At 67.9% G+C, this 26,788-nt stretch carries 28 protein-coding genes; 11 read left to right on the plus strand and 17 right to left on the minus strand.

Translation table 11 applies throughout. From position 1 onward, the window contains the following. The first annotated feature begins 208 nt into the window (after positions 1-208). The 5 genes from rpmH to QZ647_RS14830 are packed head-to-tail and all read left to right on the plus strand — an operon-like array spanning position 209 to position 4,082. A complete protein-coding gene (gene rpmH, locus QZ647_RS14810) occupies positions 209-343 on the plus strand; it encodes a 50S ribosomal protein L34 (protein WP_026852422.1) in 135 nt (44 codons plus the stop codon). 10 nt (positions 344-353) lie between these two features. Continuing rightward, positions 354-746 carry a ribonuclease P protein component gene (locus tag QZ647_RS14815; protein WP_291272901.1) on the plus strand — a complete coding sequence of 131 codons (393 nt, stop codon included), beginning with the start codon at positions 354-356 and terminating at the stop codon, positions 744-746. Then, positions 743-2,278: a YidC/Oxa1 family insertase periplasmic-domain containing protein gene (locus tag QZ647_RS14820; protein WP_291272902.1), complete on the plus strand. Its 1,536-nt coding sequence runs from the start codon at positions 743-745 to the stop codon at positions 2,276-2,278. Before QZ647_RS14815 ends, QZ647_RS14820 begins: the two co-directional genes overlap by 4 nt. Positions 2,279-2,288: 10 nt before the next feature. Further along, positions 2,289-2,753, plus strand: a complete 465-nt coding sequence (locus tag QZ647_RS14825; protein WP_291272903.1) for a hypothetical protein — start codon at positions 2,289-2,291, stop codon at positions 2,751-2,753. Between the two features lie 9 nt (positions 2,754-2,762). Continuing rightward, on the plus strand, positions 2,763-4,082 hold the full coding sequence (locus tag QZ647_RS14830; RefSeq protein ID WP_291272904.1) for a tRNA modification GTPase: 1,320 nt from the start codon (positions 2,763-2,765) through the stop codon (positions 4,080-4,082). Here QZ647_RS14830 and QZ647_RS14835 read toward each other — a convergent pair. Then, on the minus strand, positions 4,057-4,893 hold the full coding sequence (locus tag QZ647_RS14835; protein ID WP_291272905.1) for an EAL domain-containing protein: 837 nt from the start codon (positions 4,891-4,893) through the stop codon (positions 4,057-4,059). The two genes, QZ647_RS14830 and QZ647_RS14835, sit on opposite strands and share 26 nt — an antisense overlap. A 291-nt stretch (positions 4,894-5,184) precedes the next feature. On the opposite strand from QZ647_RS14835, the gene gatB reads away from it, so the two are divergent. The 4 genes from gatB to thiS are packed head-to-tail and all read left to right on the plus strand — an operon-like array spanning position 5,185 to position 8,379. Beyond that, positions 5,185-6,642, plus strand: a complete 1,458-nt coding sequence (gene gatB / locus QZ647_RS14840) for an Asp-tRNA(Asn)/Glu-tRNA(Gln) amidotransferase subunit GatB (RefSeq protein WP_291272906.1) — start codon at positions 5,185-5,187, stop codon at positions 6,640-6,642. 21 nt (positions 6,643-6,663) lie between these two features. Then, positions 6,664-6,951, plus strand: coding sequence for a hypothetical protein (locus tag QZ647_RS14845; RefSeq protein ID WP_291272907.1), 288 nt, complete (start codon positions 6,664-6,666; stop codon positions 6,949-6,951). Between the two features lie 37 nt (positions 6,952-6,988). After that, entirely contained in the window at positions 6,989-8,182 is a 1,194-nt protein-coding gene (locus QZ647_RS14850) for a PLP-dependent aspartate aminotransferase family protein (protein WP_291272908.1), read from the plus strand. Further along, entirely contained in the window at positions 8,179-8,379 is a 201-nt protein-coding gene (thiS, locus tag QZ647_RS14855) for a sulfur carrier protein ThiS (protein ID WP_291272909.1), read from the plus strand. Before QZ647_RS14850 ends, thiS begins: the two co-directional genes overlap by 4 nt. A gap of 43 nt (positions 8,380-8,422) precedes the next feature. Here the strand turns inward: thiS and QZ647_RS14860 are convergent, their stop codons facing one another. The 7 genes from QZ647_RS14860 to QZ647_RS14890 form a co-directional block, all read right to left on the minus strand. After that, positions 8,423-10,102, minus strand: coding sequence for a hypothetical protein (locus tag QZ647_RS14860; RefSeq protein WP_291272910.1), 1,680 nt, complete (start codon positions 10,100-10,102; stop codon positions 8,423-8,425). 76 nt (positions 10,103-10,178) lie between these two features. Continuing rightward, positions 10,179-11,309 (minus strand): bifunctional diaminohydroxyphosphoribosylaminopyrimidine deaminase/5-amino-6-(5-phosphoribosylamino)uracil reductase RibD, encoded by a 1,131-nt coding sequence (gene ribD / locus QZ647_RS14865; RefSeq protein WP_291272911.1) that lies wholly within the window; start codon positions 11,307-11,309, stop codon positions 10,179-10,181. After that, on the minus strand, positions 11,302-12,219 hold the full coding sequence (gene ftsY / locus QZ647_RS14870; protein ID WP_291272912.1) for a signal recognition particle-docking protein FtsY: 918 nt from the start codon (positions 12,217-12,219) through the stop codon (positions 11,302-11,304). The genes ribD and ftsY overlap by 8 nt, the downstream gene beginning before the upstream one ends. Positions 12,220-12,322: 103 nt before the next feature. Then, on the minus strand, positions 12,323-12,631 hold the full coding sequence (locus QZ647_RS14875; RefSeq protein WP_291272913.1) for a hypothetical protein: 309 nt from the start codon (positions 12,629-12,631) through the stop codon (positions 12,323-12,325). A gap of 63 nt (positions 12,632-12,694) precedes the next feature. Continuing rightward, on the minus strand, positions 12,695-15,097 hold the full coding sequence (gene lon / locus QZ647_RS14880; RefSeq protein WP_291272914.1) for an endopeptidase La: 2,403 nt from the start codon (positions 15,095-15,097) through the stop codon (positions 12,695-12,697). Between the two features lie 27 nt (positions 15,098-15,124). Then, positions 15,125-15,736 carry a transcriptional regulator NrdR gene (nrdR, locus tag QZ647_RS14885; protein WP_291272915.1) on the minus strand — a complete coding sequence of 204 codons (612 nt, stop codon included), beginning with the start codon at positions 15,734-15,736 and terminating at the stop codon, positions 15,125-15,127. A gap of 7 nt (positions 15,737-15,743) precedes the next feature. Further along, positions 15,744-16,190, minus strand: coding sequence for an OsmC family protein (locus QZ647_RS14890; protein ID WP_291272916.1), 447 nt, complete (start codon positions 16,188-16,190; stop codon positions 15,744-15,746). Positions 16,191-16,269: 79 nt separating this feature from the next. Between QZ647_RS14890 and QZ647_RS14895 the strand changes: the two genes are divergently transcribed. Both QZ647_RS14895 and QZ647_RS14900 read left to right on the plus strand, forming a co-directional pair. Further along, a complete protein-coding gene (locus tag QZ647_RS14895; protein WP_291272917.1) occupies positions 16,270-17,463 on the plus strand; it encodes a CsgG/HfaB family protein in 1,194 nt (397 codons plus the stop codon). A gap of 311 nt (positions 17,464-17,774) precedes the next feature. Further along, entirely contained in the window at positions 17,775-19,076 is a 1,302-nt protein-coding gene (locus QZ647_RS14900) for an RsmB/NOP family class I SAM-dependent RNA methyltransferase (protein WP_291272918.1), read from the plus strand. A gap of 14 nt (positions 19,077-19,090) precedes the next feature. Here the strand turns inward: QZ647_RS14900 and QZ647_RS14905 are convergent, their stop codons facing one another. The 9 genes from QZ647_RS14905 to QZ647_RS14945 all read right to left on the minus strand — a co-directional run bounded on the left by QZ647_RS14905 (position 19,091) and on the right by QZ647_RS14945 (position 26,731). Then, positions 19,091-19,438 (minus strand): carboxymuconolactone decarboxylase family protein, encoded by a 348-nt coding sequence (locus tag QZ647_RS14905; protein WP_366526197.1) that lies wholly within the window; start codon positions 19,436-19,438, stop codon positions 19,091-19,093. 74 nt (positions 19,439-19,512) lie between these two features. Then, positions 19,513-19,896, minus strand: coding sequence for a VOC family protein (locus QZ647_RS14910; protein ID WP_291272920.1), 384 nt, complete (start codon positions 19,894-19,896; stop codon positions 19,513-19,515). Positions 19,897-19,924: 28 nt separating this feature from the next. Next, entirely contained in the window at positions 19,925-21,187 is a 1,263-nt protein-coding gene (locus tag QZ647_RS14915; protein ID WP_291272921.1) for a hypothetical protein, read from the minus strand. 156 nt (positions 21,188-21,343) lie between these two features. After that, positions 21,344-21,796 carry a hypothetical protein gene (locus QZ647_RS14920; RefSeq protein ID WP_291272922.1) on the minus strand — a complete coding sequence of 151 codons (453 nt, stop codon included), beginning with the start codon at positions 21,794-21,796 and terminating at the stop codon, positions 21,344-21,346. Positions 21,797-21,885: 89 nt separating this feature from the next. Then, the gene (locus QZ647_RS14925; protein WP_291272923.1) at positions 21,886-22,386 is read right to left on the minus strand and encodes a hypothetical protein; all 501 of its coding nucleotides are present in this window, start codon (positions 22,384-22,386) and stop codon (positions 21,886-21,888) included. A 147-nt stretch (positions 22,387-22,533) separates the two neighbouring features. Then, positions 22,534-23,028 (minus strand): hypothetical protein, encoded by a 495-nt coding sequence (locus QZ647_RS14930; protein WP_291272924.1) that lies wholly within the window; start codon positions 23,026-23,028, stop codon positions 22,534-22,536. Between the two features lie 123 nt (positions 23,029-23,151). Further along, a complete protein-coding gene (locus tag QZ647_RS14935) occupies positions 23,152-23,976 on the minus strand; it encodes an HNH endonuclease signature motif containing protein (protein WP_291272925.1) in 825 nt (274 codons plus the stop codon). A gap of 136 nt (positions 23,977-24,112) precedes the next feature. Further along, positions 24,113-24,520, minus strand: a complete 408-nt coding sequence (locus QZ647_RS14940; RefSeq protein WP_291272926.1) for a DUF1398 family protein — start codon at positions 24,518-24,520, stop codon at positions 24,113-24,115. Positions 24,521-25,120: 600 nt separating this feature from the next. Beyond that, positions 25,121-26,731 carry a M28 family peptidase gene (locus QZ647_RS14945; protein ID WP_291272927.1) on the minus strand — a complete coding sequence of 537 codons (1,611 nt, stop codon included), beginning with the start codon at positions 26,729-26,731 and terminating at the stop codon, positions 25,121-25,123. Between the last annotated feature and the right edge of the window lie 57 nt (positions 26,732-26,788).

Consider the following 26,788-nt stretch of genomic DNA (forward strand, 5'->3'; position numbering starts at 1 on the left):
CGCCGACGCGGCGCCTCCGCGCAGGCACGGGCATCGAGAGGGCGGGTTGCGACGCCATCGGCCACGACAAGCTCGCGGGGAGGATCCCAAATCTAGCACCCCGCGGGAGGGATGGGAGGATGGAAATGCCCTTGAGTCCTGGGACCACCGCTGATACCCTCGAAGGTTCGTCCTCCTCCCCGGGAGGAGAGACCCCCGAGGTGGAATGATGAAGCGCACCTTTCAGCCCAACAATCGCCGCCGCGCGAAGACCCACGGCTTCCTGAGCCGCATGAAGACCAAGAACGGCCGCCTGGTGCTCAAGCGCCGCCGCGCGAAGGGCCGCCACGTCCTGGCGGTCTGACGCCGCTCCCGTGATCTTCAAGGGCCGATTCCGTACGGTCCGCCAAAGGGACCACGCGGTACCTACGCCCCTGCCCCGGCCCCTGCTGGGGCCCGAGGCGTTTTTGGACATCCGGGCCTGGCGCCGCACTGGCGACGGCTCGGGTGATGACCTGGGTCAGCCCGGACCCCTGCTCCTCGTGACTTCGCCCCGCAAGACGGGCCGCGCCGTCCAACGCAACCGCTTCCGTCGTCAGGTGCGGATGGCCTTCCTCGGTCTTTCCGAGCGAATCGCCGGCCGCCCCTGGATCGTCTGGGTGCGGCCTGCGCGCCTCGCCCCTCCCCTCGACAGGCTCACCCTCCGGGATATCGAAGGCCAGCTCGCGCTGGCCCTTCGCCGTCTCCCCCCCGTGGACACCCCATGAAAAACCGCAATGTCCTCCTGTTCGTGGTCGGCAGCCTGATCCTGCTCGCCGGCCAGTTCTGGGTCAGCTCCCGGTACGCCAAGCCTGTGCCCAGGGTTGAAGCCCCGGTGGTCGAGGCCCCCAAGGCGCCCGCCCAGCCAACCGCCCCTGTGCAGGCTCCGGCCCCTGCGGCCGTGTCGGGTGTTCCGGCTGCGGACCCGGCGGCCATGCACACCCTGTCCACGACGGACTTCCGCCTCACCTGGCAGGTGGCCACGGGCGCCCTCAAACAGGCCGTCTGGCTGCAGGACGGCACGAAGTTCTTCCCCGACACCTTCGCGGGGCTGGCCGCCTTCCAGGGCCAGGGCTTCGAGACGGTGCGCGAGGAGAAGGGTGCCGAGGGGACCACGGTCATCTTCGAAAATGCCGCCGGCGACCGGCTGAGCTATGCCGTCCCCCAGAAGGGCCTGACCCTCCGGGTGGAGGGGACCACGCCTCGGAACGCGCCCGTGCTGCTGGTGGCGAACCCCGCCTCCGACGAGCCCGTGAAGCACCTGGGCCGCGTGTTCTCGCTCACGGAGAAGTCGGTCGAGGCCGTGACCTGGGCGGAGATGCTGCATGACCCCTTCTTCAGCTTCATGGGGGCCAAGCGCAAGGTGCTGCCGCCCTCGGCCGAGCGCCTGGGCCTGGATGCGGGCCTCGAGAAGGACGAGAAGAACCAGCGCAACCACTACTTCGCCGCCCTCTGGAAGCTGCCCCGGCCCGCCGGTCGCGACGCCTCGGGCTATCAGCTGTTGCCCGAGAACGGCCACCTGAGCGCCGCCCTGTATCTGGGGCCCAAGCAGGCCGAGACCCTCACGGCCTTTGAAAAGCCCTACACCAAGGTCATCGACTACGGCTTCTTCGGCGCCGTGGCCCACCTGCTCTTCTGGATCCTGAAGAAGGTCCACGCCCTCGTGGGCAACTGGGGCTGGGCCATTGTGATCTTCACGGTGATCATCCGCCTCGCCACCTGGACGCTGAACACCAAGCAGACCATCTCCATGCTGCGCATGAAGGACTTCGAGCCCCACCAGAAGGCCATCCAGGCCAAGTACGAGAAGTTCGGCAGCGACATGACCAAGAAGGCCGAGATGCAGAAGGAGCTCATGGAGCTCTACAAGAAGAACGGCCACAACCCCATGGGCGGTTGCCTGCCCATGCTGCTGCAGATGCCCATCTTCCTGGCCCTCTGGTCCATGCTGAACGCCGTCTTCGAGCTGCGCCACGCGCCCTTCTTCGGCTGGATCACCGACCTGTCCGCCAAGGATCCCTACTACATCTTCCCGGTGCTCATGGGCGCGTCCATGTTCGCCCAGCAGGCCGTGACGCCCGCGGTGGGCGACCCCGCCCAGCGCAAGATGATGCTGGTGCTCATGCCTGCGATGATGACCTTCTTCTTCGCGCAGAGCCCCGCCGGGCTTACGATCTACTACTTCGTGTTCAACATGATCGGCCTCGCCCAGACCTGGTGGATCATGCGGTCCTACAAGCCCCAGGCGATCACGGTCTAGGAGGTCAGCCATGCGGAAGAGCGGCGCCAGTCTGGAATCCGTGCCCGAACTCATCGCCCGCTGGTCGGCCCATCTGGGTCTGGCGGTGGAGGCCAAGGCCGCGCCCTCGGGCGACGAGGAGGCCTTCCCCAACCGCCTGGCCCTCTCGGGCCCGGATGCGGGCCGGTTCGCCGCCGAGCGCGGCGTGGCGCTGGATGCCCTGCAGTTCCTGGTCCACGAGGCCCAGGGGGAACGCGAGGACCAGAAGCTGGCCTACCTCGATGTGAAGGGCGTGCGGTTGTTCCGCATGCAGGAAGTCATGGCCATGGGCCGGTTCGCCGCCGACCGGGCCCGCGAGCTGGGCAGCCACACCCTGGGTGCCCTCAGCGCCCGCGAGCGCCGCTGGGTGCACCTGGTGGTGAGCCGCGAGGAGGGCCTGGGCACGGAAAGCGAAGGCACCGGAACCTTCAAGCCCGTGAAGGTCTTCCGGAAGTAGACTGGCCCGGTGCATCCGGCCCCCGATCCCATCTGCGCCCCCGCCACGGCCCTGCTGCCCTCGGCGGTGGCCCTGGTGCGGGTGTCGGGGGCGGACCTGCGGGCCCCCCTGGCTCCCCTCCTGGCCCTGCCCGAGCCCCGGCGGGCCTCGCTCCGCACCCTCCGCTGGGATGGTTTCCGCGAGAAGGCCCTGGTCCTGTTCTTCCCCGGCCCCGCCAGCTACACGGGCGAGGACCTGGTGGAGTTCCAGGTTCACGGGAACCCCCGGCTGGTCCGGCGCCTGGTGGCCCACCTCGGCACCCTGGGCATCCGGTTGGCGGAACCCGGGGAGTTCACCCGCCGGGCCCTCCTGAACGGCAAACAGGGGCTCCTGGAGGCCGAGGCGCTGCGGGACCTGGTGGCGGCGGAGACCGACACGCAGATCCGCCTGGCCCAGGCCCGGGCCGGCGCCGTCCCGGACTGGGTGGCGGCGGCCCGCCAGGCCCTGACTCCCTGGATGGCCCAGGCCGAGGCGGCGGTGGACTACGGGGAGGACGAAGGAATCTCTGTGAATATGGGGCGCTTAATTGAAGCGCTTGCCCCGATCCGCGCCCGGTTCCACGTGGAACAAGCCCGCGCCCGGGCCGCGCGGCACCTGCAGCATGGCCTCCGTCTGGCCCTGGTGGGCCGGCCCAATGCCGGGAAGAGCACCTTGTTCAACGCCCTGGCGGGGGAGGACCGGGCCATTGTCACGGACATCCCGGGCACCACCCGGGATGTGCTGGAGGTTCGCTGCGAGTGGCGGGACCTGCCCCTCCGCTTGTTCGACACCGCGGGCCTGCGCGAAACGGCGGATCCGGTCGAGCGCCTGGGCGTGGCCCGGGTCCGACCGGTGCTGGAGGGGGCCGACCTGGTGCTCCACCTCCGGCCGATCCAGGATCCCGACCCCGATCCTGTGCTCCAGGAGGCCCTGGCCCCCTTCGCGGGCAAGGTTCTGGAGGTCCGGACCTTCGCGGACCAAGCTGAATCCGCGAGCCCGGTCTCCGGCGTGGCCATCGCCGCGCACCAGGGGGACCTGGACGCCCTGGAGACGGCATTGAAGGACCGGGTGCTGGGCGGTCTGGCGCCGGACGCCTGTCTGGGGGCCCTGGCCACGGACCGCCAGGTGGAGCTGCTGGATGACCTGGCCCGGCAGCTGGACCTCCTGCTGGCCCTGCCGCCGGCCTGCCCCCCGGAGCTGCCTGCCTCCCTGCTCCAGGGAGCCTGGGGCCTGCTGGCCCGGCTCACGGGGGAGGACCGCGCCGAGAGCGCCCTGGACGAGCTCTTCAGTGGATTCTGTCTCGGGAAATAGGCTCCGGGGGCTGGACGAGGCGGGCGGGCCGCCGCATGAAGCTGCGGAGGTGCCACTCCTGGGGGAAGGGATGCTCCTTCCAGAGGGCGATGGGTCCCGGAACCCCGAAAAGGTAGCCCTGGAGCAGGGTGACCCCCATCCAGCGGGCGATGCGGAAGTCCTCCACGCTCTCCAGGTTCTTCGCCAGAACCCGTCCGCCCATCTTGCGGGTCATGTCCACCAGGGCCTCCAGGATGGCCTGCCGCCGGGGGTCGCGGAGCAGCCCCCGGGTCAGGAGGGGGCTCAGCTTCAGGATGTCCGGCCGGATCTCCAGGATCTGATCCAGGTTGGTCTCGCGCACCCCCACATCGTCCAGCGCCACGCCCACCCCGTGGGCCCGGAGGTCCTCCAGGACATCGAGGTGCTCCGTGCCCTGCCCCGACCCGCTCTGGACATTCAGCTCCAGGATCAGCCGGGTGAGGGGGATGCCGGCCTCGGCCGCGCATTCGGCCAGGAAGACCGGAAATTCGGGAAGCAGGGCCAGGGTGGAGGTGTGGACATTGAGGGACAGGAGGGTGCTGTCCGGCAGCTCTCCGCCCGCCCTCAGCACCCGGGTGAGGCAGGCCACATCCAGGAGGGTGCGGTCCATGGCCCCGTCCCCGGGCGCGCCCATCAGGTCCGGGGTGCCGAGGAAGGACTCGTCGGCACCGTGGGCGAAGCCCTCGAAGGCCGTCAAGCGCAGCACATCGCCCCGGAGCTCGAGGATCGGCTGGAAAAAGGCCTGGAGGTTCCGAGTGACGGCCAGCTGTTGCGCGGATTGGAACAGGGTCATGCCTGGCTCCGGTGACCATACCTTGCCCTCCGGGGCGGAAACCCCCGGAGTCGATAGACGGAACTCCCAGGCCGGAAGGGTCCGGTCCAGCAGCCACACCATCAGGCTCGTGTGTAACGGCAAACATAGAGACGCGGTTGCCTTTAACAAGCCAAAAACAGGAAAGATGGCTTGAAAAACAAGGACTTTTTGTTGGTGTTTTTTCGATCTATGAAACACCTCCTGGAATCGCTGGGTTTGCCCGGAGGCCCGGATGGACCGCAGCCCGCCTACACTGGGGCGGGAGCGCCCATGAATTCGGGGTTTGAAGCCATCATCGGTCTGGAGGTCCATGTCCAGCTGCGGACCCGGTCCAAGATGTTCTGCGCCTGTCGGAACAGCTATGGGGCGGCGCCGAACAGCCAGACCTGCCCCGTGTGCCTGGGCCTGCCCGGGGCCCTGCCGGCCCTGAACGGCGAAGCCGTCCGCATGGCCCTCGCACTGGGGCTTTCGGTGGGCGCCCGGATCCGGCCGGACAGTTCCTTCTACCGCAAGCAGTACTTTTATCCGGATCTGCCCAAGGGCTACCAGATCACCCAGGGGCCCGTGGCCCTGGTGGAAGGTGGCGAGCTGGAGATCCCCGGCGATCCCGCGGTCCGCGGCGGGGCCGGTCCGGTGCGCATCCGCCTCGAGCGGGCCCACCTGGAGGAGGATGCCGGCAAGAGCAGCCACGACCAGCGCCCCGGCGTCAGCCTGGTGGACCTCAACCGGGCCGGGGTGCCGCTGCTGGAGGTGGTGGGCGCGCCGGATCTCAGGAGCCCGCAGGAGGCCTCGGAGTTCATGAAGGCCCTGCACCGGCGGGTGGTCTTCCTGGGCATCTGCGATGGCAGCCTGGAAGAGGGCAGCTTCCGCTGCGACGCCAATGTGAGCCTGCGGCGGGCGGGCGAGGCCTTCGGTACCCGGGTGGAGGTGAAGAACCTCAACTCGTTCCGCTTCGTGAAGCAGGCCCTGGCCTTCGAGATCGGACGGCAGGCCGGGCTGCTGGAGCGGGGCCTGCCCGTGCGCCAGGAGACGCGCGGCTGGGACGCCCAGGCCGGGGAGACCCGGGCCCAGCGCACCAAGGAAGCCGCCATGGACTACCGCTATTTCCCGGAGCCGGACCTGCCGGTCCTGGGGATCCGGCCCGAAGAAGTGGAAGCCGTGCGGGCGACCCTGCCCGAACTGCCGGAGGCCAAGGCCGGCCGGTGGCAGGCGGCCTTCGGCCTGGGCCTGGATGAGGCCCATGCCCTGCTTCAGAGCCCGGCCTTCACGGCCTATTTCGAGGCCCTCACGGCCGCCTGCGGGAGCGGCAAGGCCGCCGCCAACTGGATGCTGGGCGAGGTGAGCCGCACACTGAACGAGCGGCACCTGGACATCGAGGCCTTCCCCGTGCCCCCCGAGGGCCTGGCGGGCCTGATCCGGCTGGTGGAATCCCACCAGATCGGTCATGGCGCCGCGCGCGATCAGGTCTTTCCGGCCCTGCTGGCGGGAGAGGGCCCGGCGGAGGCCATCGTGGCCGCCAAGGGGTTGACCCAGACGACCGATCGCGCGGCCATCGAAGCCCTGGTGGCCGGGGTGCTGGCGGCCCATCCCGGTCCCGTGGCGCAGCTCCGGGGTGGGAAGGAGGGCCTCCGGGGCTTCCTCGTGGGGCAGGTGCTGAAGGCCGGCGGCGGCAAGGTGGATCCGAAGCGGGTGAACGAGATCCTGGCGGAGGCCCTGGCCAAGGCCTGATCCGCACCCCATGCTGACCCCATGAGCAACGAGATCCCGTCCGCCCTCGCCGCCTACCATCCCGGTGTGGGCCATGTCTGCCACGGGTGCGGCCGCGTGGTCGTGGATGCCATCGAGACGCCCGGCGAGCCCTTCCGCTGCCTGGACTGCGGCAGCCTGATCCCCACGCCGGAAGACGAGCTGACCCGCGCGGCCATGGAGGACGGGGGAACGGTCGATGCCGCCGACGACCGGCCCACCGTGTGGCGGCTGGTGGTCGTGATCGCCTTCGCCGTGGTGGCCCTGGCCATCGTGTTCTGGAAGCGGTAGGGCCGACGGGCCTATCCTGGGGATCGGAGCCACGCCGATGCCCAAGCCCTGGGGACCCACCACCACCGCCATCCACGCCGGGAAGCACTTCAATCCCACCCGGGCCGTGACCACGCCGATCTTCCAGACCTCCGTCTTTGAGTTGCTGGAGAATCGCGAGGGCGCCGAGTTCGCAGCCGCCATCGAGCCGCCCGCCTTCTACACCCGCTGGGGCAATCCGAACAGCAGCGAGGTCGAGGCCGTGCTGGCGGAGCTGGAGGGCGCCGAACGAGCCCTGGTGACGGCCTCCGGCATGGCGGCCTTCGCGCTGGTCTTCGAGGCTTTCCTCAAGGCGGGCGATCACCTGGTGGCCCCCGCCGCCATCTACCTGGGCACCGAGCAGCTCATCCGCCGCTGGGAGGCCCAGCGGGGCCTGACGGTCACCTGGATCCAGAACACACTGGATCTGGACGAGTGGGCGGCGGCCATCCGGCCCGAGACCCGCATGATCTGGGTGGAGACACCCTCGAATCCCACCCTGGCCCTCACGGATCTGGCGGCGGTGGCGGCTCTCGGGAAGCGGCACGGCATCCGCACCGTGGCGGACAACACCTTCCCCAGCCCCATCCACACGAAGCCCCTGCGCTTCGGCTTCGACCTCAGCGTGGCCTCGGCCACCAAGTACCTGGCGGGCCACTCGGATGTGGTGGCGGGCGTGATCGCGGGCTCCGACGCGGATGTGGTGGCCTGCTGGCACCTCACCAAAGTCATGGGGCCCACCCTGGATCCCATGGCGGCCTGGCTGCTGCACCGGGGCCTCAAGACGCTCGCCCTGCGGGTTCGTCGGGCCTCGGACAACGCCCAGGCCCTGGCCCAGTGGCTGCTCTGGCAGCCCCATGTGGCGCGGGTGGACTACCCGGGCCTCCCCACCCATCCCGGCCATGAGGTCGCCGCCCGCCAGATGGAGACGGGCTTCGGGGCCATGATCGGCTTCGAGCTGCGGGCCGGGCTGCGCGCGGGCCAGTGCTTCTGCGAGGCCCTGGAGGTGATCACCCGCGGCGTGAGCCTGGGCGGCGTGGAAAGCCTCATCCAGCATCCCGCGAGCATGAGCCACCTGAAGACCGCCCCCGAGGTGAAGGCCCGCCTGGGCATTTCGGATGGCCTGCTGCGCTTCTCCGTGGGCATCGAGGATCAGCCCGACCTCATCGCCGACCTGGAGAAGGGCTTCCAGGCCGCCGCGGAGGCCCGGTGAAGCTCCAGATCAATGGGGAGGTCCGGGAAACCCCGGCCCTGAGCACGGTGGCCGATCTGGCGGCCTGGCTGGCCCTGCCCGCCTTCGGGAGCGCCATCGAACTCAACGGCGAAGTCATCCGCCGCGCCGACCACCGGGCCACCCCCCTGAAGGAGGGGGATCGCCTGGAGGTCGTGCGGCTGGTGGGCGGCGGCTGAGGGCGGGTTTCCGGCGCTCGCCGGTCCGTTTCCCGGGGGCCGGTCAATTCACGCTGATCGTGTAGCCGTAGGTTCCGGTGGCGGTGGTGGCCCCGGCGCGCACCCGGGCCACATAGACGCCGGCGGGCAGGTTGGAGGGGCTCAGGGTGCGGGTGCTGCCGGGGGTGCTGAAGCTGCCCATGACCCAGCCGCCGGGGCCGATGAGCTCCAGGTAGAAGTCCTGGCCGCCGGTGGGCGTCATGGTGATGGTGCGGGCCCCGCCCCCGTGGGTGAAGCGCCAGGCCTGGCTCTGGTTCCGGTCGTAGTAGAGGTCGGCGCTGGGGGCGTAGGTCTGGAGCGTGCCCGCGGCGCTGAGGGGCAGGCCGCTGGTCTGCCAGAGGGCCGTGCCGGCGAAATAGGTCGCGTTGGGGTTGGGCACGGCCTCGAGGGCCAGCTCGGTCAGGATCGTGCTCCAGGTGGAGGTGCTGACGCGGCTGGCCACGCCCTGCAGGTAGGTGGGGTAGCAGCCCAGGGTGGCCTGCTCGTACTCGCCGGTGCCATCGGCGTAGGGCGTGGTGGAACGAACGGCGGCCCAGAGGGTCTGGAGGCCCGGCTGGGCGCCCCCCAGGGCGTTCTTCCACAGGCCCCAGAGGCTCACGGCGATGGAGCCGCGGGTGAACTCGCCCTTGGTCGCGAGGGGCACGGCGCCGTGGCTGCTGAGGTCGAAGGTGTAGACCTGGGCCACGCCACCCGCATCCACATAGCTGTCCAGGAGGCGGCTGTCGTTCCGCACGGCCCCGGCCAGGAAGTCGGAGAAACCGGCCACGAAGGCGGCGGTGGATTCGCTCTGCTCCGTGCGGTCCACCCACACATTGTCGTTGTCCCGGCGCAGGAGGGAGAGGCTGCTGCTGCCATCGGCCTTGTAGCTGTGGTCCGCGAAGAGGAGGCGGGCGAAGCTCTCCTGCAGCACCCCGTCATCCCACTCGTCGGTCTCCGTGTTGGCGGCGCCGCTGCCCAGGCCATAGACGCCGTGGCTGAAGATGGCGCGGTTGCTGTCGGTCACCAGGTAGGTGTTCCCGGGGGCCGGGGCCAGGGCGGGGTAGGTGCGGGCCTGGTCGGCGGGGTTGGTGCTGGTGGTCCAGAAGGTGTGCAGGTTGGGCAGGCGCAGCGAGGCCGAGCCGTCCATGTCGCGCACGGCCGCCCCGAAGGCCACGGCCTGGTCCGCGATGTTGAAGGCTCCGGCGATGCGGTTCCCCGCCAGGGCGGTGACGGCCAGGGTGCCGTCCTGGTTGGCGAGGAAGGCGCTGCTGGTGACGCTCCATACGGGAATGGCGCTGAAGGTGGCCAGGTCCGTGGTACCGGGCAGCGGGGCGTTCTTCACGCTGCCCCGCAGGAAGAAGCTGTTGGGATCGGCGCTGGGCACCTGGTACTGGGCATAGACCCGTACGAAGACCTGGGCGCCCCGGGGCACGAAGGCCGTGCCGGTGCCATCGCTGCCGAGGTAGCCCGAGGCCAGCAGGGCGCTGGATCCGGCGTCCCGCACCTCGGCCCAGCAGTAGCGGGCCGGACGCAGGGTGGTGGTCCCGAAGCCCGCGGGCGTGAGGGGTCGCTTCTCGAACTGGGCCTGGAGGGTGATCTTGGCATCGGAGTAGGCGGGGACATCGCTCCCGCCGCCGCCGCCGCAGGCGGCCAGGAGCACCAGGGCGGTGAGGCCGGTGAGAAATCGCCAGGTTGGAAGGCGCATGGGGGCTCCGGGGTGGGATGGCTTCCAGGTTCAAGGGTCGTGCCAGGACCTCGCAGGGGCCAGTCTGGCGTACAGACTAACGCCAGACTTCCCAGCGTCCCCCGGGCCATCGGGCCCGGCCGCGAAGGGCCCAGGAGGCCGGCAGCCTGAGGTCCAGCGGGGTTCCGCCCGCGGGCGCGTCGCTCTGGAAGCGATGGAATTCATCGGCGAGGCCCTGCTCGAGGAAGCCGCGGACCAGGGTGCCCCCGCCCTCCACGAGCACCCGCCCCACGCCCCGGGCCGCGAGTTCGTGCAACAGGTGACGCAAACTGCATCCCCGCGAGCCCGGCGGCAGGCGCAGGTCTTCCACGCCCCGCAGGGGCTCGGGATCACCGGTGACGGCCCGGAGGGCGGGCTGGCCGGCGACGGGCTGCCAGACCCGGGCCCCGGCGGGCACCTGACCCGCGTTGTCCAGAACCACCCGGTGGAAGATCCGGTGGGGCGCCGTGGGCGCGGACCAGCGGTCGGTGAGCTGGGGATCGTCCACCTCGGCCGTGTGGCGGCCCACGACGATGGCCTCGGCGGCCCGCCGCAGGGCATGGCCCAGGCGCTGGATGTCCGGCGGCGTGATGGGCGTGGTCCGGCCCGCGGGCCCCAGCGCCCCGTCGGAGCCCAGGGCCAGCTTGAGGCTCACCCAGGGCAGGCCCGTGCGGATGAGCTTGAAGAAGGGGGCGTGGAAGCGGGCGCACGCCTCCCCGAGGACGCCCTCCTCGACGGCGAGCCCCTGGGCCCGGAGGATGGCCAGGCCGCCCCCGTCCACCCGCGGGTTGGGATCGCGCACCCCCACCACCACGCGCACCACGCCCGCCTGGATGAGGGCCAGGGTGCAAGGCCCCGTGCGCCCCTGGTGGCAGCAGGGCTCGAGGGTGACATAGGCCGTGGCACCGCCCACATCCGCATCGCGGGCCTCGGCGTCGCGCAGGGCCATGATCTCGCCGTGGGGGTCGCCGGCACGGGTGTGGACCCCGGCGCCGATCACCCGGTTCCCCTTTACGAGCACGCAGCCCACGGGGGGGTTGGGGCTGGCGAGGCCCACGCCCTTCAGGCCCTCGCGCAGGGCCAGGGCCATGAAGCGGGCATCGCCCGTCAGGGCCTCCGGGTCGGGCCAGGGGCCGCCCGTGGCCAGGGCCCAGGCCAACTCCGGCGTGAGGATCGGGTCGTCAGGCATCGAGCAGGCCGTCCACGAAGGCCTCGGCGTCGAAGGGGATCAGGTCGTCCACCCCCTCGCCCACGCCCACGAAGGCGATGGGCAGCTTCAGGCGGTCCAGGATGGGCACCACCACGCCCCCCTTGGCGCTGCCGTCCAGCTTGGTGAGCACCAGGTCGGTGACGCCGGCGGTACGGGCGAAGACCTCGGCCTGCTGCAGCCCGTTCTGGCCCGTGGTGGCGTCCAGCACCAGCAGCACCCGGTGGGGGGCCTCGGGAATGACCTTCTGGAGGCTGCGCCGGATCTTGTCCAGCTCCTTCATGAGGTGGTCCTTGGTATGGAGCCGGCCCGCGGTGTCGATGAGCACCCAGGGGGTGCCCTTGGCCTTGGCGCTGGTGGCCCCGTCGAAGGCGATGGCCGCCGGGTCGCCGCCCATCTGGTTGCGGATCACCGGCACCCCGGCCCGCTCGCCCCAGCGCTCCAGCTGGTCGATGGCGGCCGCCCGGAAGGTGTCTCCGGCCACCACCAGCACCCCCTCGCCCCGGGCCTTGAGGTGGGCCGCCAGCTTGCCCAGGGTGGTGGTCTTGCCCACGCCGTTGACGCCCACCAGCAGCACCACCTGGGGGGTGGCAGCCACGAAGGGCTGGGCGGGGCGCTGCCGGAGGAGTTTCAGCAGCTCGTCCTTGAGCACGGCCTTGGGATCGATCTCCGTGCCGCCCTTCAGCTCCGTCCGGAGCCGGGCCATGAGCCGGTCCACGGCCCCCACGCCCAGGTCCGCCTGGAGCAGCAGATCCTCCAGCTCCTGGAGCTGGGCCTCGTCCAGGCGCCGCAGGCCCAGCAGCCGGCCCATGGGCGCCAGCACCAGCTCCTGGGTGCGCTTCAGGCCCTGCTTGAATTTGTCGAACAGGCCACCCAGAAGACCCACGCCCACCTCGCGGCTCCAGTCTACCGAATCGCCGGCCCTTCCTGCCTCCGCAAGTGGTGTTCCACATGGAACATACCCGGTGGCCGCGGGCGCAGGGCCGCTTCGGGGGTCAGTGCGGGTCCAGGCGCTTCACCTCCGGGGGTCGCGTGTCCACGCTGCCCCCGGTGGCCCCGCTCAAGAGCAGGCCCGCCACCCAGATGGCCGTATCGATCCGGGGGCCCACCAGGTACCGCCGCTCGGCCCTGGGGGTGGAGAAGCGGGGCAGGTTCGGGACGCGGATGGGGCGCAGGGTCGGCGGCCGGCCCAGCTCCCGCGCCTCGCAGACCAGCTCGTAGGGCGGGTTCCAGGGGGAAGGTGCCGCCGGGCTGAAGGCCAGGGGCGGCAGCTGCAGCACCAGGGAAAAGGCCTCGGTCAGCATGGACGCACCCCCGGGAAAGGGTACGGCCCGATGCTTCCCGAGGCCAGGAACCTGAAATGAAACCTAACGCTTTTTTCGGGTCGGCTTGAGGGCCTCGGGGCGTTTCCAGCCCACCAGCGCGTGCTCGAAGACTTCCTCCACATGCTTCACGGGGTGGAAGCGCAGCTGCTTGCGCAGCTCAGGATCGATCTCCTCGAGGTCCTTCTGGTTGGCGTGGGGGATGAGGATGTCCTTGATGCCGAGCCGCAGGGCCGCCAGGGACTTCTCCTTGAGGCCGCCGATGGCCAGGGCCTCGCCGCGCAGGTCGATCTCGCCCGTCATGGCCAGGGTGTTCCGCACGGGGACATCCTTCAGCACGGAGAGCAGCACGGTGGCGATGGCGAGGCCGGCGCTGGGGCCGTCCTTGGGGATGGCGCCCTCCGGGAAGTGGATGTGGATGTCCTGCTTCTGGAAGACCTCTGGATCGATCTGGAAGGCGTCGCCCCGGCTGCGGATGTAGCTGAGGGCCGCCTGGGCGCTCTCCTTCATGACATCGCCCAGCTGGCCGGTGAGGATCAGCAGGCCCTTGCCCGGCATCTTCAGGGCTTCGACGAAGAGCACATCGCCCCCCACGGAAGTCCAGGCCAGGCCCGTCACCACGCCCACGCGCGGGGCCTTCAGCCGCTCGTCCTGGAGGAGCTTCACGGGCCCGAGCAGCTCGTGGATGCTCTTCTCGTCGAGGGTGAGCTTCTTCCTCAGTGTCTTCTCCGCCACGCGGCGGGCCACCTTGCGGCACACGGCGCCGAGTTCGCGCTCCAGCTGGCGCAGGCCCGCCTCCCGCGTGTAGCCCGTGATGATGGCCTTCAGGGCCTTCCGGGGGATCGCCACCTGCTTGTGGGTGACGCCGTGCTTCTCCATCTGCTTGGGGATGAGGTGCTGCTCGGCGATGCCGACCTTCTCCTCCAGGGTGTAGCTGCTGAGGTAGATGATCTCCATGCGGTCGCGGAAGGCCGGGTGGATGGGCTCGAGCTCGTTGGCGTTGGCGAGGAACAGCACCTGGCTGAGGTCCAGGGGCACATTCAGGTAGTGGTCGCGGAAGGTGTGGTTCTGCTCGGGGTCCAGCACCTCCAGCAGGGCCGCGCTCGGGTCGCCGCGCATGTCGCGGCCGATCTTGTCGACCTCGTCGAGCATGATCACGGGGTTCATGCTCTTGATCTGGTGCAGGGCCTGCACGATGCGGCCGGGCATGGCGCCCACATAGGTGCGGCGGTGGCCGCGGATCTCGCTCTCGTCATGCACGCCGCCCAGGGAGATGCGCGCGTACTTGCGGCCCAGCGCCCGGGCGATGGACTTGCCGAGGCTGGTCTTGCCCACGCCCGGAGGGCCCACGAAGCAGAGGATGGTGCCGCGGAGATCCGGCTTGAGCTTGCGCACGGCCAGGAACTCCAGGAGGCGGTCCTTGATCTTGGAGAGGCCGAAGTGATCCTCGTCCAGCACGGTCTTGGCCTGCTTGAGGTCCAGGTTGTCCTCGGTGACCTGCCCCCAGGGCAGCTCGGTCATCCACTCCAGGTAGGTGCGGGTCACCGCGGTCTCGCTGGAATCCGGGTGCATGCGCTCGAGCTTCTTGAGGTTGCGCTCGATCTCCACCAGGGGCTCGTCGGGCACCTTCATCTTGGCCAGCTTGTCGCGGAAGGCCGCGATCTCCTCGGAGAGCTCCGAGCCCTCGCCCAGCTCCTGCTGGATGGCCTTCAGCTGCTGGCGGAGGTAGTACTCCCGCTGGCTCTTGTCCATCTCGCCGCGGGCTTCCATGGTGATCTTCTGCTGCACTTCCAGCAGCTGGATCTCCCGCATGAGCAGCTCGTTCACGCGCTTGAGGCGCAGGCCCGGGTGGGCGATCTCCAGCACTTCCTGGGTCTGCTGCAGCTTCAGGTCCAGGTTCGAGGCCACCAGGTCCGCCAGGCGGCCCGGGTTGTCCAGGTTGCCCGCGATGACCAGCACCTCCTGGGGCAGCGTCTTGCCCAGGGCCACGGCCTTCTCCAGGGTCTGCTTCACGCTGCGCATCAGCGCGTCCTGCTCCAGGTCCGGGGACTTCAGCTCGGGTTCAGCCAGGGGCTCCACCCGCGCCTTGAAGAGGTTCTCGGTCTCGGTGAAGTACTCCACGCGCACGCGCTGGAGGCCCTGCACCAAGGCGCGGATGCGGCCGTCCGGCAGCTTCAGCACGCGCATGATGAGCGCCGCCGTGCCCACCTGGTAGAGGTCCTCGGGCCGGGGGTTGTCCATCTCCACCTGCTTCTGGGAGAGCAGGAGGATCATGCGGTTCTCCACCAGGGCCGTATCCACGGCTCGGATGGACTTCTCGCGGCTCACGCTCAGCGGCAGGATCACATAGGGGTAGACCACCACATCCCGCAAGGGCAGCACCGGCAACTCTTCCGGCAGCTTGGGGGATTCGTCGGGCGGGGGGGGCAGGAGTACATCGTCGGCCACGGAAAACCTCGGCCCTATAGAATACCGCTACTTCTTCCGCGTCCTCAGCACGGGGGCCTCGGCCTCGCCCGGGAACAGCGCCTGGGGCATGGGCTTGGCCGATTTGGAGGGCTCCAGCGCGGGCGGGGCGGAAGGCGAAGCTGGAGCCGGGATCGGCGCGGCCGAGGCCGCGCGCCCCGTGGCCGCCTCTTTGTGCATGAGGCCCTCGAGGGCCTTCACGAAGTCCGGCAGGTCCTTGAAGTCGCGGTAGACGCTGGCGAAACGCACATAGGCCACCTGGTCGAGGCCCTTCAGCTCGTCCATGATCAGCTCGCCCAGCTCGCGGCTTCGGATCTCGCGGTCGGGGCGCTCCATGAGCCGGGCCTGCAGGTCGCCCACCAGCTGCTCGATGCGGGCCAGTGACACGGGCCGCTTCTGGCAGGCCAGGAGCAGGCCCTTCATGACCTTCTGGCGGTCGAAGGGCTCGCGCCGCCCATCCTTCTTGAGGATCACCAGCGGCACCTCCTCCACCCGCTCGTAGCTGGTGAAGCGGCGGGCGCAGGACAGGCACTCCCGGCGGCGGCGGATGGAGTCGCCCTCGCGGGACTCCCGGGAGTCCACCACCTTGTCCTCCAGGTGACCGCAGAAGGGGCAGCGCACGGGGGCCTTAGACCTCCACGACGCGCGGCTCCATCACCGCCTCGCAGGTGACGGAATTGGCCACGAAGCAGTACTTGTGGGCCTTCTCGAAGAGCTCCACCACCTTGGCCATGCTGGTGCCGCGGGGCACCCGGATGACGGGGCGGAGGTGCACCTGGGTGATGCGCGTGACCTTGTCCACGGTGTCCAGCACGGACTCCGCGTGATCCTCGTAGCCCACCACATCGACCTTCGCCTTGGCGCAGAGGGCCAGGAAGGTGAGCATGTGGCAGGTGGCGAGGGCCGAGCCCAGCAGGTCCTCGGGGTTCCAGCGGGTGACCTCGCCCGCGTACTCCGCCGCACTGCTGACGGCGATGGGGTGCTTGCCGGGGGCCGTGACGGTGGCGTTGCGGGTGTAGGAAGCGTCGTGGGTGCTGCCGGTCCAGGCGAGGGTGAGGGGATAGCGGTGGGCCATGGGGTACTCCTCGGGAAGCCTGCGCCCAGCATGCCACAGGCCGCCTCATGCTAGCCTGGGGCGGCCCTCCGGAGTCCCCATGCGGCTGCTGATCCCCACGACCCTGGCCCTGCTGTCCCTGCCCGTCCAGGCCCAGTTCTGGAGCGAGCTGGCCAACCCCAAGGTCGAGGTGACGGTGGTCCACCCGCCGGGCCTGGGGCTCAAGGTGGAGCGCCTGGCCTTCGCACCCTCCCGCGACCTCAACTCCCGCGAGCTGGCGGACGCCCTCACGGCCGACCTGGTGCAGAGCCGCCAGGTGGAGGTGGTGGACCGCGCCCACCTCGACGCGGTGCTGAAGGAGCAGGAGCTGGGCGCCAGCGGCTTCGTGGAGCCCGCCACCATCGCCAAACTGGGCAAGCTGCTGGGCCCCAGCGTGCTGGTGATCGTGAATGTGAACCGCTCCGACCTCAGCCGCAACCAGTCCGTCAAAGAGGAGCGCAGCACCGACTACAAGACCAAGCAGGAGATCGTGCGCCTCAAGCGGACCAGCATCACCAGCCTGGATTTCAGCGCCACCGTGCAGGTGGTGGATCTCAGCACCGGCCGCGTCTTCGGCGCCCAGCGCCTGGAGGATGCCCCGAGCCTGAGCAACACCTCGTACGAGGGCTTCCCCGCCTATCCCCGCGATTCCGAGGTGCGGCGCCTGGCCTTCGAGACCGCCAAGGTGAAGGTGCTGCGCATGCTCCTGGCCTGGAGCGAGGTGCGGAAGCTCACCTTCTTCGACGACGAGGTCTTCGGCATGGCCAAGGCCCACGACCGCCTCAAGGCCCGCGACCTGCGCGGCGCCCTGGACCTGGCCCTGGACGGGCTGGAGCAGTCGAAGCGGGACAAGGGCCAGAAGCCCAAGTACTACCCCCGGGCCCAATACAATGTCGGCATCATCCGCTTCAGCCAGGGTCAGTACGAGGAGGCCCTGCCCTACCTCCGCGCAGCCCTGGACATGCAGCCCGACGCCAGCATCTTCCAGACGGCCCTGCGGGAGTGCCAGGATGCCATCGGCCTGCAGGAGGCCCTGCGCCGCGCGGAGGCCACCCCGGCCCGGGCCGAGGTCAAGCCTGAATCAAGGCCCGAGACGAGGTCCGAGTCCAGGGCAGAGCCCAAGTCCGAGCGTGGACCCGCCGCCCAGGCCAGCCCCGAGGCACGCCTGCAGAAGCTCCAGGAGCTCTACAAGAAGGGCCTGCTGGACAAGAAGGACTACGAGGCCAAGAAGGCGGAAATCCTCAAGGAGCTGTAGGGTCTGTTTTCAAATTCCACGACGCCGCGCTGGGCGGGCAGCCGAGCGAAGCAAGGAAGGCGACGATGGCCTTGGTGGTTCCAAGGTCGAGGAGCCTGACGCAGCATCGCGACAGCTGCCCACCCAGCCCTTCGGGACGAGGCCATCCGGGCGCCCCGCGGCGTCAGGGCCCTTGGACGATGAACCACATCGCCCTGCGGGCCCTTTCCTTGCGGTGCATCCCGGATGGCCTTCGTCGCGGTGCCGTGGAATTTGAAATCGGACCCTGGGCCCCAACGCGGGATAATCGGGGTTCTGCCTTTCGGAGCCCCATGCCCACGCCCGCCCGCCTCCATGTCGCCCACGCCCTGCACGAGGTCTTCGGGGAGAAGGGCCGGGTGCCGGACATCTGGGACCGCGACCTGGGCGAGGACGCGCACCTGGCCCAGGCCCTGCTCGGCCTCTGCCTGCGGCGCTGGGGCCGGCTCCAGGCCTGGGTGACGCCCCAGCTCAAGGATCCCAGCCGCGGCGTGCCCCTGGGCACCCGGGTGACCCTGGCCATGGGGCTGGCCCAGCTGGCCTGGCTGCCCGGCGTGAGCGACCACGCCGCCGTGAACGAATCCGTGGATCTCGCGGCGGACCGCGATCTGGGCTTCGTGCCCCACAAGGGCCTGGTGAACGCCCTCCTGCGCCGGGCCGCCAAGGATCGTGCGGCCCTGGCCGCGGCGCTGGACGCCCTGCCCGCCACCCTGGACCGCCCGGCCGCCGCCGAGCGGGCCCTGCGGGCGGCCCTGGCCCCCCACCAGGCCCCCCACCGGGCCCCGGAGTTGGCTGAAGCCGAGCTGGAAACCCTCTGGACCCGCCTGCAGCGACCGCCCCGTCCCGCCTTCCGCCTGCTGGCGGGCGAGGCCCCCGAGGGCCTCACGCCCGATGCGGACCTGCCCGGCTGCCTCCGCTTGGCGGACGAGGCCCCCTTCCCCCGTCCCTGGCTGGAGGCGGCCCAGGGGATGGTGCAGGACCGCAGCTCCCAGGCCCTGCTGGCCTATGCCTGGGAGCGCCCCGTCACCCGCATCCTCGATGCCTGCGCCGCCCCCGGCGGCAAGACCACCACCCTGGCCCTGCGCCACCCCAGTGCCGCGCTCACGGCCCTGGAGGTGCATCCCCGCCGCGTGGCCCGGCTGCGCCAGACCCTCCAGCAGCGGGGCCTCGAGGCCCAGGTGATCCAGGCCGACGCCGCCGAGTGGCTCGAAACCACCGACGCCACCTTCGACCTCATCCTGCTGGACGCGCCCTGCAGCGGCAGCGGCACCCTGCAGAAGCACCCCGAGTGGCCCTGGCTGGCCCACGACGACCTGCCCCGGCTGACGGGCCTCCAGCGCCGTCTGCTGGCCGCCGCGGCCGACCGCCTGGCCCCGGGCGGGCTCCTGATCTTCGCCGTGTGCTCCTGGCTGCCCGAAGAGGGCGAGGCCCATCGCGAGTGGCTGGCCGAGGCCCGGCCGGACCTGCGCCCCGCCGCCGTCTGGCCCGCAGCCCTGGGGGCGGATGCGGATGGCGCCACCACCGCCTTCTTCCGGCCCCACCCCCTGCGCTGGGAGGGCGAGGGCTTCCAGGCCTTCGCGGTCAGCCGGGGCTGAGCGGCCCGTCGGGGTTATTCCGCCTTCGGCGCCACGGTGGCGAAGGCGTCCATGACCCGGGCCGAGTAGACCAGGGCGGCGCCGGCATTCACGGCGATGGCCACGCCCAGGGCCTCCATGACCTCTTCCCGGGTGGCCCCGTGCCGCGCCGCCAGCTCCGTGTGGGTGGCGATGCAGCCGTCGCACTGGCGGGTGACCGCCACGCCCAGGGCGATGAGCTCCCGCGTCTTGGCGTCCAGGTGCCCCGTCTTTCCCCCGGCCTCGCCTAGCTCGCGGTAGCCGCGGATCGTCCCGGGGCTCAGCCGGCCCATCTCGCCGAGGGTCGAACCCAGCTGCGTTCGGTAGGCTTCCCAGTCCAGCATCATGCCGCACCCCCTTCCAGGTTCCGGGCCCGACGATGACACCTTTTCGGGGCCTGGGAAGGGGATTGGTTCCGCTAGACCTGGTACAGCTGGAGCAGGTTCCCGCAGGTGTCCTCGAACACGGCCACCGTGGCCGGCCCGGCCTCGGTGGGGGGCATGCGGAAGGTCACGCCCTGCCCCAGCAGCCGCTGGTAGTCCGCCTGGATGTCCTCCGTGGCGAAGGCCGCCAGGGGGATCCCCGCCTCGAACATGGCCGCCTGGAAGGTGGGGGCGGCCGGGTGGCCCATGGGCTCCAGCAGCAGCTCCAGGTCGTCGGGGCCCTCCGGGGAGACCACCGTCAGCCAGCGGACCTCGCCCATGGGGATGTCGGTCTTTTTCACGAAGCCGAGGGTCTCGGTGTAGAACCGCAGCGCCGCGGCCTGGTCCTGCACGAACACGCTGGTGAGCTTGAGCTTCATGGGGGCTCCGGGAAAGGCCGGGGTCAGGTTAGCGCGGCCCAGGCGCCCGCGGCGGCACCGACAGCACCGGTGGCAACGACGGATCTGGCGACTCCGGCGGGAGGGCCCGGCGCGCGGGGCCACCCGGGGGATCCTTCGGCCGGGCGAAGGCCGAGTCGTACAGGGCCTCCCCGTTGGGCAGGTCCTTCAGGCGCTCGGGGTCGGCGAGCACCAGCTCGCGGCGCACCAGGGCCTGGAAGGTGAAGGCGGCGTTCCGGGTCTCCCGCAGGAAGCGCAGGCGGTTCTCGTCGCCGGTCTCCTGGAACTTCCCCTGGGTGGCCGTCTCCAGGGCCAGGTAGAGGGCGCTGGCGATCCAGGGCTCCAGGGCATCGCCGCAGCGGCTCCAGGGCAGGATCGGCACCTGGATCTCGACCTCGTACTCCTCGTCCGTGGCCTGCACGAGCAGGCGGCCGTAGTGGGCATCCAGCCCCGGCGCGAGCCGGTAGCGGGCCTTGCGGTCGGCCGCGGCCAGCCGCTGGACGAGCGCCTGCAGGCTGGGGGAGTGGGCCAGGGTCCACCGGGTGACCCTCAGGATCTGGGGGTCCGATCCAGGCGCCAGGGGTAGCCCGCCGGCCTTGGCGGCGGGAGGCGGGGCCGGCACCGCGAAGGGCACGCCCTCAAGCATGGCGGCGGAGACCCCGGCGGTGACCTCGACGGAGGCCTCGGCGGGCAGCGCGCGGCGCCGGGGGCTGCCCGAGGGATCCCGCGCGGGGGCGAAGCCCGAGTCGTAGAGCTTCTTCCCGTCCGGCAGGTCCTTCAGGCGCACCGGGTCGGCCAGGGCCAGCTCGCGGCGGACCAGCGCCTGGAAGGCGAAGGCGCCCTGCATGGTCTCCTTCAGGAACAGCAGGCGGTGCTCATCCCGGGTGGCCCGGAACTTCCCCTTGGCGGCGGTCTCCAGGGCCAGGTAGAGGGCGCTGGCGATCCAGGGCTCCAGGGCATCGCCGCAGCGGTTCCAGGCCAGGATGGGCACCTGCACATCCACCTCGTAGTCGGTCTCCGTGGGGAGCACCAGCAGGCGGCCGTAGTTCGGCTCCAGCCCCGGCACCAGCCGGTAGCGGGCCTTCCGCTCCGCCGCCGCCAGCTGCCGCACCAGCTGCCGCAGGCTGGGCGAGTGGGCCAAGGACCACCGGTAGGCCCCCAGCACCCGGGGATCCGAGCCCGGCAACAGGGGCAGCTCCGCCGAGGCTCGGCTGGCCGGGGCGGAGGTCTGAACCGGCACTTGGGCTGGAGGCGGCGGAAGGGGGAGGAACATGGGCGAAGGCCTCCAGGTCAGGGGTCTGGAATCAGGCTCTACCTGCGAGATGCAGCAAACCAGACCTGCCCCATCGAGGTGCCGAACAGGGATGAGGACATCAAGGATTGAAAGGGGGTGAAGACCATGCTGGCGGAGTCCGAGGTGAGTGGAGGGTCAGGAAGGCTGGTTGGCTGAGAATAGATTGATGACGGATTCGCGATTAAACACCACCAAAGAAAGAACACCGAGGGCCGTGCCATACGGAATTTCGAGGCAAGATATACCTGCAATCACCATGCAGAATGTCCGAGAAGTCCGGCGCTGAATGCGGCGAGCGACCATGAATTTCATGGAAGCCATTGCAATCATGAGAAGGAACATGAAGGCGCCCATACCAAAGAAAATCCATCCAAATTCTGGCGGTGGAGCACTGTTGGGCCCGTTACTTGGCATGTTTTTGAATGAAGTGATGAACAGTACGCCCATAAACATATACATTGCCCCAAAGAGGGAAAAGAATGCGCAAACACCAGCGCTGATGTAGTAGCCCAGGGAGAGCATCTTCAAGTGCTCTGAATCGATGATTGATTGACGAGACTCTTCGGAGGGTTGAACTTCGGTTTCCATTGGATCGATCCTAGGAGTGGGGCTTCCTAACGAAAGCAGCTAACTGGCCCTATTGCTGCGGAACACAGTTGCTTAATTGTTTGAGGACCCTATCGCGCAGCGATAGGGTCCGAGTTGAGCGGAAGGTTAGGCCAATCGGGGCGAAGATTGTGAATATGTTCCCGGCAGCCCCATGCGAACTGGCGAAGAAAATGGACATCTATCGAGAGAATTTTATCTTCATGCACATACCTCCATTCAACAAATGCCTCTCCCAGTTCAGCAAGGCGCTCTTCGAGAAAGGTGAGCGGAAGAGACAAATTGACATAGGCACCACGAATGAAAAATAGAATTCCCTCTTTGTCCTTGGTTGGTAGTTGGCTAAATAACTTTAAAAGGTCATGGCCTTTGACATTTGATTTTCCAGAAATTTCTAAAAGGCACTTCAAGTAAAGCTCGACTGAAAATGCGGCGCACACAATAAAAGGCTGAACTGCAAACATTGTTGAATCTGGAATGCGAGTGAATTTCTCGATAGCTCCGGCACCGACTGAGAACTGCTTGGCCGAATGGTAAATCAAAAGGTCTTTAGGTAGTGGTGTAAGAACCATGGGATTGGCCTAACGAATGAAGCTAACCGGACCCGCCTGCACCGAGGCGCTGAACGAAGCCGAGGAAGCGGAACGAAGAGAAAGAGCGGAAGGCAATGCAGGCGGGGTCCGAGTTGAGCGGAGGGTTAGGCCGCGACGCGAACACCTTTAGCCACCGATTGGCGCAGTGATACCCGCGTTGGCGAACCAGGCTGCCAATTGGTCGGCGTATTTACCAGATGCAAGGTGAATAGATTTGCCTTCGCTCATATCGTTCAAGGCTAGGGAACGGCCGATCCATTCAAGCGCTACCGAAGCCTTGGGGCAAACAAGCCGTTGCGTGATGCCAAGGGGAACCAGGATTGGCCCAATGTTGAACCATGTCGTTGGAACCTTGTGAAAAACGACTGAATCACCTTCAAGACTAACTTTTCTTGGGAAAGTGCGAATGGCATAGGTGGCGAGGGCAAAATATATCCCTCCGTTGAGGATTGCAGTGGCGAGGTGCCAAAGGCTTCGCTGGTTTATGGAGTCATAGAGACCACTAGCCAGCGCTAAGACTGCTCCGAGCTGAAGGAATCTCTTCATGAACAGGAGGAGACCAGAGAGCTCGATGACGAACTCTGAGCCATTTGCACCTACCGGCGATTCAGTTGGATTCATGAGCTGCCTAACGAATGAAGCTAACCGGCCCCGCCTGCCCCGAGGCGCTGAGCGAAGCCGAGGAAGCGAGAAGCTGAGAGAGAGCGGAAGGCAATGTAGGAGGGGTCCGAGTTGAGCGGAGGGTTAGGCATCGTTACCCCGGTCTTTAAATATTAAACAATCCAAGACGACAGATGCTCCCCGATTTGGGTATTTAGATAATAAATAACCTTTATCGCAACCAACTTTGAGTCCTCCCCATTCAAACTCGGGCGACCGCAGGCAAGCAGAAAAATCCTCTTCATCCGCAAAGTGTTCGCGAAGCGCACAATAGAAAGCCACCTCATGCAACCCGTCGCCTTCAAAGTGATTAATCAGGTTTAAGGATTTTGCATAATCAAAAAATTCATCATAAAGAATGCTAAGGCCGAATAGTCCGGTTCGAGAGTATGAATCGCCTCTTCTCACCATCAAGTCGATCGAATCGATACCCATCTGGGCGCCATGTTTTCGAACCAAAGAAAATATTTGCTGCCCCAGTTCATTACCTTTGGGTGTATTCCACAGCTTGTTTCCTAAAAGTACTGCCTCTTCCAAAACAAGATTGATTGTTTTATTTGAGGTTTCTTCAACGGGCGGAATCATTCTTGAACCCGCCACCATTGATTCCAATTTCTCGAATCTTTGCAATAATGTTCCTTTATTATTCGACTTGAGAAAACTTTTATATTCATGAAGCGATTTTTTATCAATTACACCCGCATGAGCCATCTTATGATGCTTATCACATAGCAGGATCAGGTTTTCAAGCCGATTGTCTACTCTGTTCTCATTAATGTGATGTATTTCTAGATATGTGTGCTCTGGGCAATGTCTAATTGCACAGTTGTGCCCGGCCTCGACCTTCACCGCCCTAGCTAATTCCGCAGGGATTACCGGTCTCGAGTCGTCATACTTTTTATCTGGCACTGACGCTCCATGCGAGATGCCTAACGAATGAAGCTAACCGGACCCTCCTGCACCGAGGCGCTGAGCGGAGCCGAGGAAGCGAACTGCTGAGAGAGAGCGGAAGGCAATGCAGGCGGGGTCCGAGTTGAGCTGAGGGTTAGGCATCGCTGGGCTTGGCGCCGGGGAACCATTCAGTATGTTGATCTCCCTGACGACCGAAATAGGTCACACGCTGCCCTCGGAGGAAGGCAAGGTAGCCTTGGACTCCGGCAGCGACAGCTCGTTTGGAGAAATCTCGAAATTTCTGGCCATGTTGCTGGCTATCAACAATGGCGGCTCGCAGTGAGACCTTGTCGAAGTCTTCTGCGATGGCTGGAAGATCCTCGAAAGAAAGTGGAGCATGCGCCGCAGCACCTTCAGCGCTATAGAAGGTAAATGACTTAGAGGCGTAATCCACCAAGTAATACTCCACTCCATTGCCTATGAGACTTGCAACGATCTCGGAGAACGGCATTGAGCCCGTGAGAGTGGCTTGGGCAGCTTTGAGGACTTGGTTCGCATCCACGGCCTGAACCTCCATGGTGAACAATGCTGGGGCGACGCCTAACGAATGAAGCTAAGCGGACCAGGCGCTTGCGCCTGGGTCCGCTTGAGCGAGAGGTTAGGCACGGCGAGATGCGAGGGAGAGAGAACGCCCGAATTCGCGGCTCCTAGATTTGAAAGGGAAAGAACAGACCTTCAGAAACTGTGGACCCAAAGGCTTTAAAAGCTGGGCGTGGACCCAGGTTGCCGACCAGGATGGATGATGATGACAAGAGTCTTAGTGTTTCTGGGTGGGCCACTGCGAACGGTGTTGGTTCGACGGGCGAACGGTAACTGCGGACAAGCAGGGGTAGAAAGTTGGTGAGGCCTAACTAAGAATTAGACGACTAGCCCCGCCGCGCAGAGAGGTCGCCCAAGATGGTTATGGTTCGGTATAAATATTGAAATAAGCTTGAATGGATGATTCCACCAATGGTTATGCAAACCTGAACAAAGGCGGACGAACCCCATTACTCTCGACCGCTCGACAAGCTGGGGCTGAGCCGACATCTCGGGCTCCTGGGGGGATTCGCCCCAGGATACTCGAAGGATTGGCGGGGGAAGGGTCGGGTTTTCGCGCGAATTAACGGGCGGACTTGAACGAGGGCTTGGTGGGGGCGTTGGCCACGGCCTGGCCCAGGTCGAAGGTGAACTGGGTCTGCTGCACCATGCCACGCAGGTCCCAGGTGGGGTCGTACTCGTCGGTCACCTGGTGGTAGCGCTTGCCGTAGGCGGCGGCCTTGGCCTTCAGGGCGGCGGGATCGGCGCCCAGGTAGTCGCGGCCGCCGCCCACGGAGAGGGCGGGCACGCCGGCCTGCACGAAGCTGAAGTGATCGGAGCGGAAGTAGCCGCCGCCCAGGTCGGGGCGCGGGGGGGCCACCGTCAGGCCCGAGGCCTTGGCCACGGCCACGCCCAGGTCGCCCAGGGTGCTGCGGTTGGCGAAGGGCAGGCCGATGTCCCGGGTGGGGGCCACGAAGTTGAGGCTGTCCAGGTTCAGGTCGGCGGCGGTCTTCGCCAGGGGCCAGAGGGGATCGGCGGCGTAGGCCTTCGAGCCCAGCAGGCCCTGCTCCTCGGCGCAGACGAAGAGGAACATCTGGCTGCGCTTGGCGGGCGCGTGCAGGGCCGTCTGGGCCATGGCCAGCAGGGCCGCGCAGCCCGAGGCGTTGTCCACGGCGCCGTTGTAGATGTCGTCGTGATCGGGGTGGGTGTCGGCCGAGGTGCCGCGGCCCAGGTGATCCCAGTGGGCGGAGTAGATCACCGTCTCGGCCTTCAGGGCCGGGTCGGTGCCGGGCACCACGCCCGCCACATTGAATTGCGTCACGGTGCGCACGGCGCTGTGGAGGGTGCCCTTCAGGCGCAGGTCGAGGGCCACGGGGCGGAAGTCGCGGCGCTGGGCCTGGGCCCGCAGGGCGTCCAGCTCCTGCCCGCCCTGCTGGGCGAGGGCGCGGGCCAGGTCCTCCGTGACCCAGCCCTGGAGGGGCGTGCCCAGGGGGCCCTGGGCCAGCTGGAAGCGCTCGGCGTCCCAGCCGTTGCGCACCACGGGCCAGCCGTAGCTGGCGGCGGGGGTGGTGTGGACCAGCAGCACGCCCAGGGCGCCGTGCCGGGCGGCCTCCTCGAACTTGTAGGTCCAGCGGCCCTGGTAGCTGAGGTCGGGGCCGTCGAAGAGGTGGGGCTCGTCGGCGGTGGGCGCGGGCTCGTTCACCAGCATGAGCAGCACCTTGCCCTTCACATCCAGGCCCTTGTAGTCGTCCCAGCGATCCAGGGCGGAGCTGATGCCGTAGCCCACGAAGACCACGGGGGCGTCGAAGGCCTGCTCGGCCCGGTCCAGCCCGGCCCCATAGACGATGTCGGTGCCGAAGGCCGGCGTGGCGCAGGCCCCGCCCCCCAGGAAGCTGAGGGTGCTGCGGCCCGTGAGGGTGCGCAGGCCCAGCAGGGAGACGGGCTGCCGGTAGCTGTCGCCCTTGGCGGGGCGCAGGCCCAGGGCCTCCATCTGGGTCTCCAGGTAGCGCACGGTGAGCTCGGCCCCGCGCTGGCCCGTGCCGCGGCCCTCCAGCAGGTCATCGGCCAGGAAGGCCAGGTGGGCGCGGAGGGGGGCTTCCTGGATGGTGGCCTGATGGGGGCCCGCCGGGCTCTGGGCGAGCAGGGCGGCCGGAAGGAGAAGGCCGGCGGCCAAGGAAGGCGGCAGTACACGCATGGAGGCTCCCGGGGGAGCCTCCAGCATACCTCGCAAGTTGGGGTGTGGCCGGGTCAG

Source organism: Geothrix sp., assembly GCF_020622065.1.
GTDB lineage: Bacteria > Acidobacteriota > Holophagae > Holophagales > Holophagaceae > Geothrix.

Bases quoted from the DNA above. Each gene is read 5' to 3' on its own strand.
- rpmH (WP_026852422.1), top strand. From the start codon at position 209: ATGAAGCGCACCTTTCAGCCCAACAATCGCCGCCGCGCGAAGACCCAC.
- QZ647_RS14820 (WP_291272902.1), top strand. From the start codon at position 743: ATGAAAAACCGCAATGTCCTCCTGTTCGTGGTCGGCAGCCTGATCCTG.
- QZ647_RS14825 (WP_291272903.1), top strand. From the start codon at position 2,289: ATGCGGAAGAGCGGCGCCAGTCTGGAATCCGTGCCCGAACTCATCGCC.
- QZ647_RS14835 (WP_291272905.1), bottom strand. From the start codon at position 4,893: ATGACCCTGTTCCAATCCGCGCAACAGCTGGCCGTCACTCGGAACCTC.
- gatB (WP_291272906.1), top strand. From the start codon at position 5,185: ATGAATTCGGGGTTTGAAGCCATCATCGGTCTGGAGGTCCATGTCCAG.
- QZ647_RS14845 (WP_291272907.1), top strand. From the start codon at position 6,664: ATGAGCAACGAGATCCCGTCCGCCCTCGCCGCCTACCATCCCGGTGTG.
- QZ647_RS14850 (WP_291272908.1), top strand. From the start codon at position 6,989: ATGCCCAAGCCCTGGGGACCCACCACCACCGCCATCCACGCCGGGAAG.
- QZ647_RS14860 (WP_291272910.1), bottom strand. From the start codon at position 10,102: ATGCGCCTTCCAACCTGGCGATTTCTCACCGGCCTCACCGCCCTGGTG.
- ribD (WP_291272911.1), bottom strand. From the start codon at position 11,309: ATGCCTGACGACCCGATCCTCACGCCGGAGTTGGCCTGGGCCCTGGCC.
- QZ647_RS14875 (WP_291272913.1), bottom strand. From the start codon at position 12,631: ATGCTGACCGAGGCCTTTTCCCTGGTGCTGCAGCTGCCGCCCCTGGCC.
- QZ647_RS14890 (WP_291272916.1), bottom strand. From the start codon at position 16,190: ATGGCCCACCGCTATCCCCTCACCCTCGCCTGGACCGGCAGCACCCAC.
- QZ647_RS14895 (WP_291272917.1), top strand. From the start codon at position 16,270: ATGCGGCTGCTGATCCCCACGACCCTGGCCCTGCTGTCCCTGCCCGTC.
- QZ647_RS14900 (WP_291272918.1), top strand. From the start codon at position 17,775: ATGCCCACGCCCGCCCGCCTCCATGTCGCCCACGCCCTGCACGAGGTC.
- QZ647_RS14905 (WP_366526197.1), bottom strand. From the start codon at position 19,438: ATGCTGGACTGGGAAGCCTACCGAACGCAGCTGGGTTCGACCCTCGGC.
- QZ647_RS14910 (WP_291272920.1), bottom strand. From the start codon at position 19,896: ATGAAGCTCAAGCTCACCAGCGTGTTCGTGCAGGACCAGGCCGCGGCG.
- QZ647_RS14915 (WP_291272921.1), bottom strand. From the start codon at position 21,187: ATGTTCCTCCCCCTTCCGCCGCCTCCAGCCCAAGTGCCGGTTCAGACC.
- QZ647_RS14920 (WP_291272922.1), bottom strand. From the start codon at position 21,796: ATGGAAACCGAAGTTCAACCCTCCGAAGAGTCTCGTCAATCAATCATC.
- QZ647_RS14925 (WP_291272923.1), bottom strand. From the start codon at position 22,386: ATGGTTCTTACACCACTACCTAAAGACCTTTTGATTTACCATTCGGCC.
- QZ647_RS14930 (WP_291272924.1), bottom strand. From the start codon at position 23,028: ATGAATCCAACTGAATCGCCGGTAGGTGCAAATGGCTCAGAGTTCGTC.
- QZ647_RS14945 (WP_291272927.1), bottom strand. From the start codon at position 26,731: ATGCGTGTACTGCCGCCTTCCTTGGCCGCCGGCCTTCTCCTTCCGGCC.